Source organism: Cellulophaga sp. 3_MG-2023, assembly GCF_030546975.1.
Lineage (GTDB): Bacteria > Bacteroidota > Bacteroidia > Flavobacteriales > Flavobacteriaceae > Cellulophaga.
Window position 1 is genome coordinate 1,005,583 of the sequence record NZ_JAUOPS010000002.1, and the last position, 15,257, is coordinate 1,020,839.

Sequence of the window (15,257 nt, forward strand, 5' to 3'; positions counted from 1 at the left end):
CTTATTTAAAATGATTAGAAAAACAGTAGCAAACGTTAAAGAAGCACTTAAAGGCGTAAAAGACAATATGACTTTTATGGTTGGTGGTTTTGGCTTATGCGGCATTCCAGAAAACGCAATATCAGAATTGGTTGACCTGAATGTTACAGGCATAACTTGTATATCTAACAATGCAGGTGTAGATGATTTTGGTCTTGGTTTATTACTTCAAAAACGTCAAGTAAAAAAAATGGTATCCTCATATGTAGGTGAAAATGATGAGTTTGAAAGACAAATGCTAAGCGGTGAGTTAGAAGTAGAATTAACACCACAAGGCACCTTAGCAGAAAAATGCAGAGCTGCGCAATCTGGCTTCCCTGCATTTTACACCCCTGCTGGCTACGGTACAGAAGTAGCAGAAGGCAAAGAAACAAGAGAGTTTAACGGCAAAATGTATGTTTTAGAGGAAGCCGCTAAAGCAGACTTTGCTTTTGTAAAAGCTTGGAAAGGTGATGAAGCTGGGAACCTTATATTTAAAGGAACTGCTCGTAACTTTAATGCAGTAATGTGTGGCGCAGCTACAATAACTGTTGCAGAGGTTGAAGAGTTACTACCAGCAGGAAGTTTAGATCCTAATGAAATTCACGTTCCTGGTATATTTGTGCAACGAATTTTTCAAGGAAAAGACTATCAAAAAAGAATAGAACAACGTACTGTTAGAGCTTGAGAGTAATACAAAAATTGCTTATGAAACTATCGTATAGATGTCCTTCTTGTAAAGCAACAAATTACTACACACCAGTAATAGCAACCAGAGGAGATTTGCATATGAAAATTGGTGATAATTTTGACACCAATTGTAAAAATTGTAACTCTAAGGAAAAAGTACACATTAATAAAATTACAGCAGTACAAGACAAAAGGTTAATAGTTATAGGAGCTATAATTGGTCTTATAACCGCAATAATTTTATGGTCTATTTTTGGAGCTATTGGAACAGTTGCATTTGGAATTCCCATAATTTTTATGTCTGTAGAAAGTAGCGCAACTAACACCTTTAACAAATATATGATAAGACGCAGGTAGCTTATCAACTTAAATAATATTCAATTTTATAGTAACTATTATGCTAGATAAAAACGGAATAGCTAAACGTATAGCAAAGGAAGTACAAGACGGGTTTTATGTAAATCTTGGTATTGGTATACCAACGTTAGTAGCCAATTTTGTAAATAATGATATTAGTGTTGAGTTCCAGAGTGAAAATGGCGTATTAGGCATGGGGCCTTTTCCTTTTGAAGGCGAGGAAGATGCTGATATTATTAACGCCGGCAAACAAACCATTACAACGCTTCCTGGAGCTTCTTTTTTTGATTCTGCCACTAGTTTTGGAATGATAAGAGGACAACACGTAGACCTTACCATTTTAGGCGCTATGGAAGTTTCTGAAAACGGAGATATTGCCAACTGGAAAATTCCAGGTAAAATGGTAAAAGGTATGGGGGGCGCTATGGATTTAGTTGCTTCTGCTGAAAATATTATTGTTGCAATGATGCATACCAACCGCGCTGGCGAATCTAAATTACTAGACAAATGTACATTACCATTAACAGGCGTTGGTTGTGTAAAAAAGATAGTAACCAACCTTGCCGTTTTAGAGGTTACAAAAGACGGTTTTTTACTTTTAGAACGCGCACCAGGGGTGTCTGTAGAGGAAATTAAAAAAGCCACAAAAGGAACATTAATTATTAATGGCGATGTTCCTGAGATGGATATTTAAACAAAAAAATAGGCGCTTGCAACAAAAAAAAGCCATTTTACAACAATTGTTTTACAATTTTAAAGTATGCACATATATTTACATTGTATAAAAGCTTAACCTTAAATTACAACTTTAAACAATATAACTATGAGTACCCAAATTTATCCTACAACACAGAAAGTAATTTACAAGAAGAACTTTTTTTCTGGAATTATTAGCCTAACAAAAAAACTATTTATGATATCATAAATGAGTTTAAAGCAAATACATTAAAAGGAGCTGCATTTAAAATGCCGCTCCTTTTCTATTTTAAAACAGTTTTCAATAACAGATTTTTTACACTAAAAAGACAATACACCCTTTTACTACCTTCAATATAAAGAGAAATAAGAATTACCTACCTTTTATACACACAAACTTCATTACATCATAAAATAGCCTTAAAACGCTTGATTATTTTACCTAGAGGATATAACTTAGTATAAAATTCAGTTAAAATGAAAAAAATCACACACACAACACTAATACTAGCACTTCTCTTATTTGTTACATCTGTTTCTGCACAAATTCCAAAAGACCACAACAACAGAGAGCGCTTACTAGGCAAGATTAGCAAGTCTGATTTAACACAAAACTCATTTGCAAATTGGTTTACACCTAATTATAATGACTATAAGGTAGACACAAAAACACTAAAAACAATAAAAGAAGATTTAAAAGAATACAAAATAGTTGCTTTTATGGGCACTTGGTGCGGAGATAGCAAAAGAGAAACACCTCCTTTTTATAAAATACTAGAAGCCGCTAACTTTCCCATGGAAAATTTTAGCATAGTGGCTGTAGACAATGCAAAAAATAACTACAAAAAAAGTCCTGGAGGAGAAGAAAAGGGATTAAACATTACACACGTTCCCACGTTTATTTTATACAAGAACAATAAGGAAGTTAACCGAATAGTAGAATCGCCCGTAATAAGCCTAGAAAAGGATTTAAAAGCTATTGTAACAGGCAGTACTTACATTCCAAATTACGCTGATTAAAAAGCAAAACATAAAAAATCCCAAGCTGTACATACAACTTGGGATTTTTAATTTTATTTAAATAGTTACGCTGTAACTTATTTTAGCTTATCCTTTAATGTTTGCAGATAAAAATTCACGGTTCATACGTGCAATGTTCTCTAAAGAAATTCCTTTAGGACATTCTACCTCACAAGCACCTGTATTAGTACAGTTACCAAAACCTTCTAGATCCATTTGAGCAACCATATTTTTAACACGGTCTGTTGCTTCTACTTGTCCTTGTGGCAATAAAGCATACTGAGATACTTTAGCTCCTACAAACAACATAGCCGAAGAGTTTTTACAACTTGCAACACAAGCACCACACCCAATACAAGTTGCAGCATCCATAGCTTCATCTGCAGCGTGCTTAGAAATAGGAATTGCGTTAGCATCTTGTGTATTACCAGAAGTGTTTACAGATATATAACCACCTGCGTGTTGTATACGATCAAAAGCACCTCTATCTACAACTAAATCCTTTAATACAGGAAATGCAGCTGCTCTAAATGGCTCTATTGTAATAGTATCACCATCTTTAAACATACGCATGTGTAATTGACAAGTAGTTACCCCTCTATCTGGTCCGTGAGCTTCACCATTAATGTACATAGAGCACATACCGCAAATACCTTCGCGACAATCATGATCAAAAGCTACTGGCTCCTCACCAGAGTTAATTAACTGTTCGTTTAAAACATCCATCATTTCTAAGAAAGACATATGTTCTGAGATCTCAGTCACCTTATAATCGACCATCTGACCTTTAGATTGAGCATCTTTTTGACGCCAAATTTTAAGTGTTAAATTCATAATGTCTATCTTATTTGTATGAACGTTGTTTTAATTCAATTTCGTTAAACTCAAGGTCTTCTTTGTGTAAAATAGCATCTCCAGGTTCTCCTTTATATTCCCAAGCAGAAACAAAAGCAAACTCTTTATCATTACGCTTAGCTTCACCCTTTTGCTCACCATCTAACTCTACAGACTCTTCTCTAAAGTGACCACCACAAGACTCTTCTCTTTCCAAAGCATCTTTTGCAAACAACTCTCCTAGCTCTAAGAAATCTGCTACACGACCAGCCTTCTCTAATTCGCTATTTAATTCATTAGCATTACCAGGAACACTAACGTTTTTATAAAAATCTTCACGTAATTCTTTAATCTCTACCATTGCCTCTCTTAACCCTTGTGCGTTACGAGACATACCACATTTCTCCCACATAATATTACCTAATTTCTTATGGTAATAATCTACAGAATGAGATCCTTTATTATTTACAAAGAAGTTAATTTTATCTGTCACTTCCTTTTCAGCAGCATCAAACTCTGGTGTATCAGTAGGAATTTTACCTGTTCTAATTTCGTGAGAAAGATAATCTCCAATTGTATAAGGCAAAACAAAATAACCATCTGCTAAACCTTGCATTAAAGCAGAAGCTCCTAATCTGTTTGCACCGTGATCAGAAAAGTTTGCTTCACCAATACAGTATAAACCGTCTACAGTAGTCATTAAGTTATAATCTACCCATACACCACCCATTGTATAATGTACCGCTGGGTATATCATCATTGGAGTTTTATAAGGATCTTGATCTACAATTTTCTCATACATCTGAAAAAGGTTACCGTATTTAGCCTTAACTATTGCAGCACCTAACTCATATATCTTATCTGCAGAAGCATTAGCTATATTATGAATTTTAGCCTGCTCTTTACCATATCTTTCAATAGCAGAGGCAAAATCTAAATAAACAGCTTCACCAGTTGCATTAACACCGTAACCAGCATCACAACGTTCTTTTGCTGCTCTAGACGCAACATCACGCGGTACTAAGTTACCAAATGCAGGATATCTTCTTTCTAAGTAATAATCTCTTTCATCCTCAGACAAATCGGTCGGCTTTTTCTTGCCTTCACGAATTGCTAAAACATCATCCATATTTTTAGGAACCCAAATACGACCATCATTACGCAAAGATTCTGACATCAATGTTAATTTAGATTGATAGTCTCCTGAACGCGGAATACACGTTGGGTGAATTTGAGTATAACAAGGGTTTGCAAAAAATGCTCCCTTTTTATGTATTTTCCAAGCAGCAGTTGCATTAGAACCCATTGCATTTGTAGACAAGAAATAAACGTTACCATAACCACCAGAAGCAATTACAACTGCGTGTGCAGAATGACGTTCTATTTCTCCTGTAACTAAGTTACGAGCAATAATACCACGCGCTTTACCTTCTATTTTTACAACATCTAACATTTCATGACGATTGAACGGTGTAATTTTACCACGTGCAATTTGTCTGTTCATTGCAGAATATGCTCCTAATAATAACTGTTGTCCTGTTTGTCCTTTAGCATAAAAAGTTCTAGAAACTAATACTCCTCCAAAAGAACGGTTATCTAATAATCCGCCGTAATCACGTGCAAAGGGAACCCCTTGTGCTACACACTGATCTATAATATTGGCAGAAACCTCAGCCAAACGATAAACGTTTGCCTCACGAGAACGGTAATCACCACCTTTAACCGTGTCATAAAACAAACGGTAAGTAGAATCTCCATCTCCTTGGTAATTTTTTGCTGCATTTATACCACCTTGTGCCGCAATAGAGTGTGCTCTACGCGGAGAATCTTGGTAGCAAAATGTTTTTACATTGTAACCTAACTCTGCTAATGTAGCAGCAGCAGAACCACCTGCCAAACCAGTACCAACAACAATAACATCTATGTTACGTTTGTTAGCCGGGTTAACTAAATCTATATGGTTTTTATAATCGGTCCACTTAGTTTTAAGAGGGCCTTTAGGTACTTTAGAATCTAATACAGACATATGATACTATATTATTAATGATTAAAATAATGAAAAAGGGCTATAAAAATAAATCCTAAAGGAAGTATTATAGCATAAGCCTTACCAAAAGCCTGAAGCTTTTGTTTTCTCATAGAGCTAACTCCAGAAGATTGAAACGCAGAACTAAATCCGTGCATAAGGTGTAAAGATAAAAACACAAATGCCAAAACATAAGCGCCAACTCTTAATGGGTTAACAAACTTGTGCGTTAGCTCTTCGTAATAACGAAAGCCTTCGCCATCTGCTAATAATCCAGACATATCGCCTTGGATGTATTTTGTGTCTATTTCTGGTAACCAGAAATCAATAAAGTGAAGCACCAAGAAACCTAGTATAGCCAAACCGCTATAAATCATATTCCTACTCATCCAGCTAGAATTAGCTGCTCCATTATTTTTAGCATATTTTACTACTCTTGCTTGTCTATTTTTAAATTCAAGAATAAAGCCCATTATAAAATGATACATTACTCCAAAAATTAAAATCGGCTGTAATAAATACTGCACAGCCCAAAAAGTACCCATAAAATGAGAGGCCTCATTAAATGCGTTTGGACTAAATACCGATAAAATGTTAATAGCAAAGTGCTGAAGTAGAAAAAACATTAAAAATAAAGCAGAAAGTGCCATTGCATACTTTCTACCAATTGAAGATTTAAAAAATCCGCTCATTTGTTGTTAGTTTTTGTTCTACAAATTTACGACGCAATTAAGTTATCAACAAACTTTGCCCTGATTATGTAGCATATTTAGAATTAATTTAAAGAAAGTTAGAGTAACAATTCTCTTAATTATTATTTTTGACCGATATTCATAGAAAATTATTAAGATCTAAAAGATGGACATTGGGCTACTTTCTGTTAGTATGGCAGTATATTCTACCCGTAGAATTGCACAAGAAGCAGAAAAAAGAGGGCATTACATAGAGTTAATAGACCACACTAAGTGCTCTGTTAAACTTGGTGCAGATACACCCAAAGTATACCTTAATGAAGAAGACATTACAAATGAGTTTGATGCTATAATTCCTAGAATAGGAAACAAGGTAACAAGACACGGTGCTGCTGTTGTTAGAGAGTTTGAGTTAAATGGTGTTTTTACCACTGTAAAATCTTTAAGCATTATAAAAGCCCGTAATAAAGTAAAAACATTACAAATTATGTCTAGATGTGGTGTTCCTATTCCAGAAACATTGTTTTCTATAAATCCAAATAATATAGAATCTCAAATAGCATTACTTGGAGGAACACCCGTAATTATTAAACTGCAAGAAGGCACACAAGGTCTTGGCGTAATATTAGCAGAGACTAAAAAATCTGCCAAGTCTATTATAGATACGTTTTACAAGATGGATACGAGTATTCTAATTCAGAAGTTTATAGCAGAATCTAACGGAGAAGATATTCGCATTTTTGTTGTAGGCAACAAAATTGTTGCTAGTATGAAAAGAACTAGCGAAGCAGGTGAGTTTAGGTCTAATGTACACAGAGGTGCAACTGCACAAATGATAGAGCCAACAGCTTTTGAATGCAAAATAGCACTTAGAGCAGTTAAACAATTAGATTTAGGAGTTGCTGGCGTAGATTTAATACGATCTAAAAACGGTCCTTTGTTAATAGAGGTAAATGCATCACCTGGCTTAGAAGGTATAGAAAGTGCCACAGGAATTAACGTTGCAGAGAAAATTATAGAATACGTAGAGAAAAATGCATTTAAAAGAAGAAAATAAAACCATTACTATTGGCACAGAAAGTGTTAAACCTGGACAAGAGAAACTGGTAAGCATAAAGATAGATAGACTACCAACAGGTACAATTATAGATATTCCTATTTACGTATTTAACTCTAAAAATCCGGGACCAACTTTATTGGTGCAAGCTGGTTTACATGGCGATGAAATTAACGGCATAGAAATAGTACGCAGAATGTTAGACAAAAAGTATTTTAATGTTGACAAAGGGAGCATTATTGCTGTACCAATTTTAAATATTTTTGGATTTATACATTTTTCTAGAGAGCTACCAGACGGTAAAGATGTAAACAGAAGTTTTCCTGGCTCAAAATCGGGCTCATTAGCAAGCAGAATTGCGTATCATTTTTCTAGAGAAATTTTTCCTCAGATAGATTTTGGTGTGGATTTACACACAGGTGGTGGCAGAAGGTCTAATTATCCCCAAACAAGATATACCGCAGCAGATACAAACAGTAAAAAGTTAGCCACTATTTTTAATGCTCCTTTTACATTTTCATCAGACCTTATACCTAAATCTTTTAGAAAAACGGCTTTTACAAAAGGGATACCAACTATTGTATATGAAGCCGGTGAAAGTATGCGTATAGATGAATATTCTATTCAACAAGGTGTACAAGGTATTTTAAATATTCTGCATCACTTTAATATGCTAAATAAACCAGAAGCATTAATAGCAGAAAAAGAAGAAACAGTTTATTTAACCAACAGAAAATGGTTACGTGCACCAACAGCCGGAATGTTTTTACCAAAAATTAAAAATGGCAGCGACATAAAAAAAGGAGCTGTTATTGGCATTGTTACCGATGCTTTTTCTAAACGAAATAAAGAAATAAAAGCACCATTTACTGGTTGTGTTTTTTGTATTAATCACCAAGCTGTAGTTAACCAAGGGGAAGCCCTTTTTCACATAGGAGAATTAGCTTAATTAGGGCTAATTCTTCAATTTTAACGCCAACATCTTCAATTTTTAATTTCGTTTTTACAAACTAATCAGTCTGCTTATGCAATTAATTCAAGCTTCATCAATTTAAAACGTGTATTTTATCGATCTTAAACTGTATTCCCACAGGTTATATCTCCTCAGTCAAAATATATCAAAACAACAAACAAACTAGTTGGTTTGTTAACGAACATCTGTTATTAAGAATAATTACAATTAATAACCTTTACTTAAAGTGTTAACGTAAAGACAAAATTAAGGTAATACAAACACCATAATGATTTAACAATATTGGTTGCGTTGTATAATAGTTTTGCCCTCGAGAAATAATAACCAACAACACTTTAAAAATGTACAAAAAATTATTAGTTAGGGCATTTGCATTTTCCTTAATAGGAGCAAGTATTATTAGCTGCGATCCTGAGGACGGAATTGACGGAACAAACGGAAAAGATGGTATTGACGGAATTAACGGTCAGGACGGAGAAGATGGTGAAGACTTTACACCTACTGCATCTATATTTGAAAACAAATCTAATATGAAGCCATTAATTGCCCTAGATGGACAATTTAACTTTGTAGAAGCATACTCCTTAGTAAGCTCTAGTGATGAGTTAAATTTTAACGGAACAGACTTTAGAATTGGTGGGGGCGCAGATGGTGCCGGACTAATTAAAAACGGAGAAGGATATGAGTATGTTGTAAATTTTGAAGATCATTTTGCTGTTGCAAGACTATCTTTAGATAAACAGTTTAATATTACAGATGCTACATATTTACTAAACTCTAGCGTTGCAGATTTTGCTCGCCAGTGTTCTGGCACAATGTGGGAAAAGGAAATTCACGGAGGCACAAAAGATTTGTTTTTATCTGCATCCGAAGCTTTTAATTTTGATGTAAAAGGAATAGACCCACTAATAGAAACCCCTACACCAACTGCTGATTTTGGCTTAGATGCATTGGGTGAATTTGCTTGGGAAAATGCTACACCATTACCACAAGGTGCATACGCAGGGCAAACTGTAATAGTTGGTGGCGATGATGATTCTTCTGGTTCTGAAGGTCAGGTTATTATGTACCATTCTACTGCCGGTGATGCAGATTTAACAGGAGGTAAAATATATGTTTTACGCTTAAAGCAAGTGTCAGATGGCGCTGGTGCAATTATGGATGTAGCAGCAAATACGCAATACAACGAGGGCAACCTAGATTTTAAAGAAACGTATGATGTAGAATTTGTTGAAATAGTAAACGGTTCTAGCTTAACTATTGATGAAATGGAAACAGCTTGTAATAACGTTTTTGCATCTCAGTTTATGAGAGTTGAAGACGTAGATTACCAAAAAGGGAGTGATGCAAATGCTAGAAACGTATATTTTGCAGTTACAGGCCGTGGACCAGGAAGAGGCACATATAACGATTGGGGTACAGTTTACAAGTTAGAACTAGACTCAACTAACCCATTAGAAGGTAAATTAACGCAAGTTATAAGTGGTAATACAGATACAAATAATATGGATGGTAATTTAGCAATGCTACAAAGTCCAGACAACATTTGTGTAACAGAAAACTATATTTACACACAAGAAGACCCTAACTCTTTTAGCAGAGGACACGCTGCTTATATTTATCAGTCAGATTTAGAAGGAAACAACTCTAAAAAAGTACTAGAATTAGTTGTTAGAAACGACTTAGCTATTGATAAAACTACTGGCTTAAGTGGCGAATTTGGTTCTTTAATAGATATCTCTGATAAAATAGGCGAACCAGATACATTTATGCTAGCCTTACAGCCTCACTACTGGAAAAGTAATGATTTTGCTGGTGTAGACGGCGGAACTCAATCTTTACAACACCCTTGGCTAGGAGACACACCTTACCTAGAAGGATCTCAAATTGTAATAATAAAGGGGTTACCTAGATAAAAACAACACATATTTTTACTAAAAAGATCCCTGTATCATCTGGTACAGGGACTTTTTACTATAAAACCACAACAAATGCTTAAACACAGTTTTAAAATTATAGCTGTTCTATTTTTACTAATCTCCTCTTGCAAGCAGAAACAAGGTTACACCAAAACCATAACACCTGAAGATGTAAACTGGCAGCCGGCCCAAGAATATTACTTGGAGCAAATGACATTAGCCACAAATTTAATAGACTCTTTAAACACATTAAAGATTGATGACTCTATTGCAAAGCCTTTATTTTTTAAACTACGATTAGCTTTTAAAAAAGCAGAACCCTATGCAGGTGTTTTAAATTCGTCTGTAACACATAGAGCCAATGGCCCTGCTTTACCAATTTATAATGATGACAGCGGCAGAATAGTTGCCCCTATTGGCTTACAAAAAATTGAAGAATCTTTATTTACTGAAGAAGGCAACCAAAAAGACTTTTTAAGAGAACTCTATTACCAAAAAGGCTTTTTAAACAACTTAAAAGAAAATATTAAAAAAAGAGAATTAACACCTAAACGTTTTTTTATTGGCACACACCAACAATTAATGCGTATTGTTAGTTTGGCATTAGCAGGTTTTGACACTCCCGTTACAGGGCAAAGCATAACAGAGACTGCAGTTTCTTTAAAAAGCTTACATAAAGTATATCAATTATCATTGCAAGACTTAATTATATCTAACAATGAGCAGCTAGATCGTGATTTTTCAAAAAACATACAAAGGGCGGTAAAATATATTAATAAAAATACTGACTTTGCCTTATTTGATAGATACACGTTTATAAGGGACTATCTTAATCCAATTACTAGAAACTGGGTAGAAATAAGAAAAACATCAGAACTTTGGGATGGAAAAACAAATGCTTATCCTTTTAATTTTGATGCTCCAACTTTTTTTGAAGAAGACAGCTTCAATACCAATTACTTTTTAGATGTGAATGATAGAAATCCGTCTGAAGAAAAAATTGCACTAGGTAAAAAGTTATTTTTTGATAAAAACTTATCTAATAATCAAACAATGTCATGTGCTACCTGTCACCTACCAAGCAAAGGTTATGCAGATGGTTTATCTTTAGGCAATGACAACAACAAAGCTTTATTACAAAGAAACACCCCTACTTTATTAAACAGTATATATCAAAAAGCTTTTTTTTGGGACGGTAGAGCAAATACAATAGATGACCAAATTAGCGCTGTTTTTAAAAACGACAAAGAGTTTAATACAGATGTGCATCGTTTTTCTGGAAACATACTAAAAGACACCACTTACTCTAAATTATTTAAAAATGTTTTTGGCGTTGTACCCAATAGTAATCGAGAAACAGTAAGAGCAATATCTGTTTATGTATCTACACTAATTGGTTTTAATTCTAGGTTTGATAAAGATATGCGTGGCGAAACAAGCAATTTTACCACTCAAGAAAAAAATGGTTTTAATTTATTTATGGGAAAAGCTTTATGCGCAACTTGCCATTTTGTACCACTAACAAACGGCACAGTACCGCCTTTTTATAAAGAAACCGAAAAAGAAGTTATTGGCGTGCCAAAAACAAGCAAAAACAAAGCTTTAGATAACGACAGAGGATTTTATTGGGTATTTGAAGAAGACATACATGACAAAATGTTTAAAACACCAACTATTAGAAACATTACACTAACAGCACCATATATGCACAATGGTATTTACAATACTTTAGAAGAAGTTGTAAATTTCTACAATTTAGGAGGAGGAGGAGCAGGTTTAGGTTTTTCTTTAGAGCACCAAACACTACCTTTTGATGAGCTTAATTTATTAGAAAGCGAGCAAAAAGACTTAATTGCATTTATGCATACACTAACCGACAATTCAGTTGCAGAAAAGAATTAAAAAAAAGCCAAGAAATTTATCTTGGCTTTTTAAAAATATAGCAATTGGTATTTTATTGTATTTCAAAAGAGGTAGATGCCGATCCGCCATTACCAGATAATTCAATTTTATAAGTTCCTTTTGGCAAATACGTTTTACCGTCTTTAGCCTGTGTTAATTGTGCTTTATTCTTTTTTAAGTAGTTTGATTTTCCCGTCTTAGAAAAAGCAACATCGTAAGAAAGCACATTAAATCCTTTTTCACCATCTACAGTAACAGCACTAACTTCTATGTTATTCATAGTTAAAATACGAGCTTTAAAACTACCGCTTTTAGCTGCGTAAAAATTAACATCTACCCCTGGCGTATTTGGTCTAAACCTTGTTGAAGGAGCATTACCCCATCTACCTGAAAACTTAATACTTTCTGGTTTAAACAAGTGCAATTTATTAGACAACATTGCAGGAGTCATTTTTTGCAACTTAGCAATATTTGCCTTGTAAATACTTCTACCGTGCGTACCTACCAATAAATCTTTAGCTGTAGGCTGTATTACCAAATCATGCACTGCAACTGCCGGCATACCATTAGTAAACAATTCCCATGTTTCTCCCATATTAAAAGTAACATACAAACCGTTATCTGTACCAACAAACAATAAGTTTTCATTTACAGGATCTTCAATAATTACATTTACAGGAGATGCTGGTATGTTTTTACCAATGTTCTTCCAACTTTTTCCATAATCATTACTTAGGTAAACATACGGCGTATAATCATCCCACCTATACCCATTTAAAGTTACATATACACGCTCTTGTTTGTGTGCAGAAGCTACAACTCTAGAAACCCAAAGCTCATCATTATTAAGGTTATCACTTATTTTTTCCCAAGTAGCGCCACCATTTTTAGTAAGTTGTATTGCACCATCATCACTACCAGTATATAATACTCCAAACTTAAAAGGAGATTCTGATATTGTAGTTAACGTACCATAAGCAACATTTCCTTTTTTACCACCATTAGTTAAGTCACTAGAAATAGTTTCCCAGTTATCTCCTTTATTAAATGAACGGTGTAACTTATTACCTCCTAAATACAAAATATCCTGATTATGAGAAGATAGTAAAATTGGTGTTTGCCAGTTAAAGCGATATGGGCTTTCACCTAAATTATGCTTAGGTTGAATGTATTTTTGCGAATCGTTTTCCCTATCTATTCTAAAATAGTTTCCAAATTGAAAACCTGTATACACAATATTTGCATTTCTGCTATCTACTTGTACCTGCATACCATCGCCACCCATTAAACTTTTCCAAGGGTAATGACCTGTTTGGTGCCACCTAACACTTTCTCTGGCGTTATTTGCTCCAACCCAAACACCATTATCTTGCAAACCACCATACACATTGTATGGTTTTTCATCATCTACGTTTATAGCGTAAAACTGACCAACAGCTGGTGAATTATTTTTAATCCAGCTTTTACCATCATCGTAAGATATGTTTATACCTCCATCATTACCATTAATTAAATGCCCTTTTAAATCTGGGTTAATCCATAAAGCATGATGATCTGAGTGCACATTGGCACCATCTATATTATTAAAAGTTTTACCACCATCATTAGATTTAATTAAAGGCACACCAGCTAAGTAAATCTCATCTTTATTTTTAGGATGAACCCTAATTTGAGCAAAATAATATCCATAACTATAAAATAAATTATCTATATGCTCCGTATTTGTTTTTTTCCAGGTTTTTCCTGCGTCATCACTTCTAAAAACTTCTGCGCCAACAACAGGAGTATCAAACAACATAGAATTAGCATCTTCTAAATACTTAGCAATATCTATAGGTTTTACAGTACCAACACGCACCATTTGCTTAACGTTTGGTGCTCTATGTTTTTCATGAAAACCATTTGTCTTTAAAAAGTTATTAAGTTTAGAATCTGACAACGCTAAAAACTCCTTAGTAGACATTGTTTTAAAATCATCTTTTACTAAATCATTAGATGCATTTTTCTTTTTTGCCACGGCAGGTCTTCTAAACTGACTATCGTGCACAGCGTAAACAGTGTTTTCATCAAAAACAGCTAGTCCAATTCTACCTACACCTTCACCAACAGGAAAACCACTTTCTTTAGTTGTAATTTTGGTCCAGCTACTACCACCGTCAACACTTTTATATATTGCAGAGTTTGATCCGTTACCAGAAAAATTCCAAGCTTTACGGTCTTTTTCCCAAGCAGCTGCGTATTGCACACTAAAGTTTGTTGGCACCATAGCAACGTCTATAATACCAGTAACATCATTTACAAAAAGTGTTTTTTTCCAAGTTTTACCACCATCTATAGTCTTGTATATTCCACGTTCTTTATTAGCAGAATACAAATGACCTGTTGCTCCAACAACAACTTCATTACTATTTTTTGGATTAATTAAAATTCTGCCAATATGATGAGCATCTACCAAGCCCATATTTTGCCACGTTTTGCCTTTATCTGTAGACTTTAACAAACCAACACCAGCATAAGAAGATCTAGAAGAGTTATTTTCCCCTGTACCAACCCAAATTACACCTGTTTTCCAATCTACAGCAATATCTCCAATATTTTGAGTACTTGCACTGTCCATTACAGGAGTAAAAGTTGTGCCATTATTATTTGTATACCACAAACCGCCAGAAGCATATGCCGCATAAAACTCTGTTGGCTTGTCTGGGTTTACAGAAACGTCTACAATACGCCCGCTCATAACCGTAGGACCAATATTTGTAAATGCAATGTTTTTAACTATAGAAGATTCTTGCATTTGTTTCTTTTGCTTAAGTGCACCTTCTACAACATTCTGGGGAGTTGCCGCAGGTTGCGCCCAGCTTAATGCACCAGATAGCAAAAAGCAAAAAGATAAAATTTTTTTCATTTTTTAGGTTTTAGTTCGTTAGGTTTTGTTCTCTTAATTAGTCTTTGTTTTTAACCTACGGAAGTTATAAATAAAGGGCGTTATCCCAAAATAATTTTTATCTACCTAAAAACATATGTCTTTAATTATAGTTTGATGCTTTAAATACGTTAAAAGGAGGCTAAAAAA

At 34.4% G+C, this 15,257-nt stretch carries 12 protein-coding genes; 8 read left to right on the top strand and 4 right to left on the bottom strand.

The window, feature by feature from the left end:
• The first annotated feature begins 10 nt into the window (after positions 1-10).
• From Q4487_RS09415 to Q4487_RS09430, 4 genes are all read left to right on the top strand, one after another.
• Positions 11-706 (top strand): CoA transferase subunit A, encoded by a 696-nt coding sequence (locus tag Q4487_RS09415; RefSeq protein ID WP_303539768.1) that lies wholly within the window; start codon positions 11-13, stop codon positions 704-706.
• Positions 707-726: 20 nt separating this feature from the next.
• Positions 727-1,065, top strand: coding sequence for a hypothetical protein (locus Q4487_RS09420; protein ID WP_100894306.1), 339 nt, complete (start codon positions 727-729; stop codon positions 1,063-1,065).
• A 40-nt stretch (positions 1,066-1,105) separates the two neighbouring features.
• Positions 1,106-1,759: a 3-oxoacid CoA-transferase subunit B gene (locus Q4487_RS09425; RefSeq protein ID WP_100894307.1), complete on the top strand. Its 654-nt coding sequence runs from the start codon at positions 1,106-1,108 to the stop codon at positions 1,757-1,759.
• A gap of 479 nt (positions 1,760-2,238) precedes the next feature.
• Positions 2,239-2,781, top strand: coding sequence for a thioredoxin family protein (locus Q4487_RS09430; protein ID WP_303539764.1), 543 nt, complete (start codon positions 2,239-2,241; stop codon positions 2,779-2,781).
• An 87-nt stretch (positions 2,782-2,868) separates the two neighbouring features.
• On the opposite strand, the gene Q4487_RS09435 is transcribed toward Q4487_RS09430, so the two are convergent.
• From Q4487_RS09435 to Q4487_RS09445, 3 genes are read right to left on the bottom strand one after another with little or no spacing between them, the layout of a single operon-like run.
• Positions 2,869-3,615 carry a succinate dehydrogenase/fumarate reductase iron-sulfur subunit gene (locus tag Q4487_RS09435; protein ID WP_100894309.1) on the bottom strand — a complete coding sequence of 249 codons (747 nt, stop codon included), beginning with the start codon at positions 3,613-3,615 and terminating at the stop codon, positions 2,869-2,871.
• Between the two features lie 10 nt (positions 3,616-3,625).
• Complete coding sequence (locus Q4487_RS09440; protein ID WP_303539761.1) at positions 3,626-5,641, bottom strand: fumarate reductase/succinate dehydrogenase flavoprotein subunit; 2,016 nt, start codon at positions 5,639-5,641, stop codon at positions 3,626-3,628.
• 14 nt (positions 5,642-5,655) lie between these two features.
• Positions 5,656-6,333 carry a succinate dehydrogenase cytochrome b subunit gene (locus Q4487_RS09445; RefSeq protein WP_100894311.1) on the bottom strand — a complete coding sequence of 226 codons (678 nt, stop codon included), beginning with the start codon at positions 6,331-6,333 and terminating at the stop codon, positions 5,656-5,658.
• Positions 6,334-6,499: 166 nt separating this feature from the next.
• Between Q4487_RS09445 and Q4487_RS09450 the strand changes: the two genes are divergently transcribed.
• The 4 genes from Q4487_RS09450 (at position 6,500) to Q4487_RS09465 (ending at position 12,184) form a co-directional block, all read left to right on the top strand.
• The gene (locus tag Q4487_RS09450) at positions 6,500-7,390 is read left to right on the top strand and encodes a RimK family alpha-L-glutamate ligase (protein ID WP_100894312.1); all 891 of its coding nucleotides are present in this window, start codon (positions 6,500-6,502) and stop codon (positions 7,388-7,390) included.
• Positions 7,368-8,339, top strand: a complete 972-nt coding sequence (locus tag Q4487_RS09455; protein WP_303539756.1) for a succinylglutamate desuccinylase/aspartoacylase family protein — start codon at positions 7,368-7,370, stop codon at positions 8,337-8,339. The genes Q4487_RS09450 and Q4487_RS09455 overlap by 23 nt, the downstream gene beginning before the upstream one ends.
• Before the next feature lie 365 nt (positions 8,340-8,704).
• Positions 8,705-10,279 (top strand): hypothetical protein, encoded by a 1,575-nt coding sequence (locus tag Q4487_RS09460; RefSeq protein WP_303539753.1) that lies wholly within the window; start codon positions 8,705-8,707, stop codon positions 10,277-10,279.
• Between the two features lie 75 nt (positions 10,280-10,354).
• The gene (locus tag Q4487_RS09465) at positions 10,355-12,184 is read left to right on the top strand and encodes a cytochrome-c peroxidase (RefSeq protein ID WP_303539750.1); all 1,830 of its coding nucleotides are present in this window, start codon (positions 10,355-10,357) and stop codon (positions 12,182-12,184) included.
• Positions 12,185-12,236: 52 nt separating this feature from the next.
• Here the strand turns inward: Q4487_RS09465 and Q4487_RS09470 are convergent, their stop codons facing one another.
• Entirely contained in the window at positions 12,237-15,089 is a 2,853-nt protein-coding gene (locus Q4487_RS09470; RefSeq protein ID WP_303539748.1) for a glycosyl hydrolase, read from the bottom strand.
• Between the last annotated feature and the right edge of the window lie 168 nt (positions 15,090-15,257).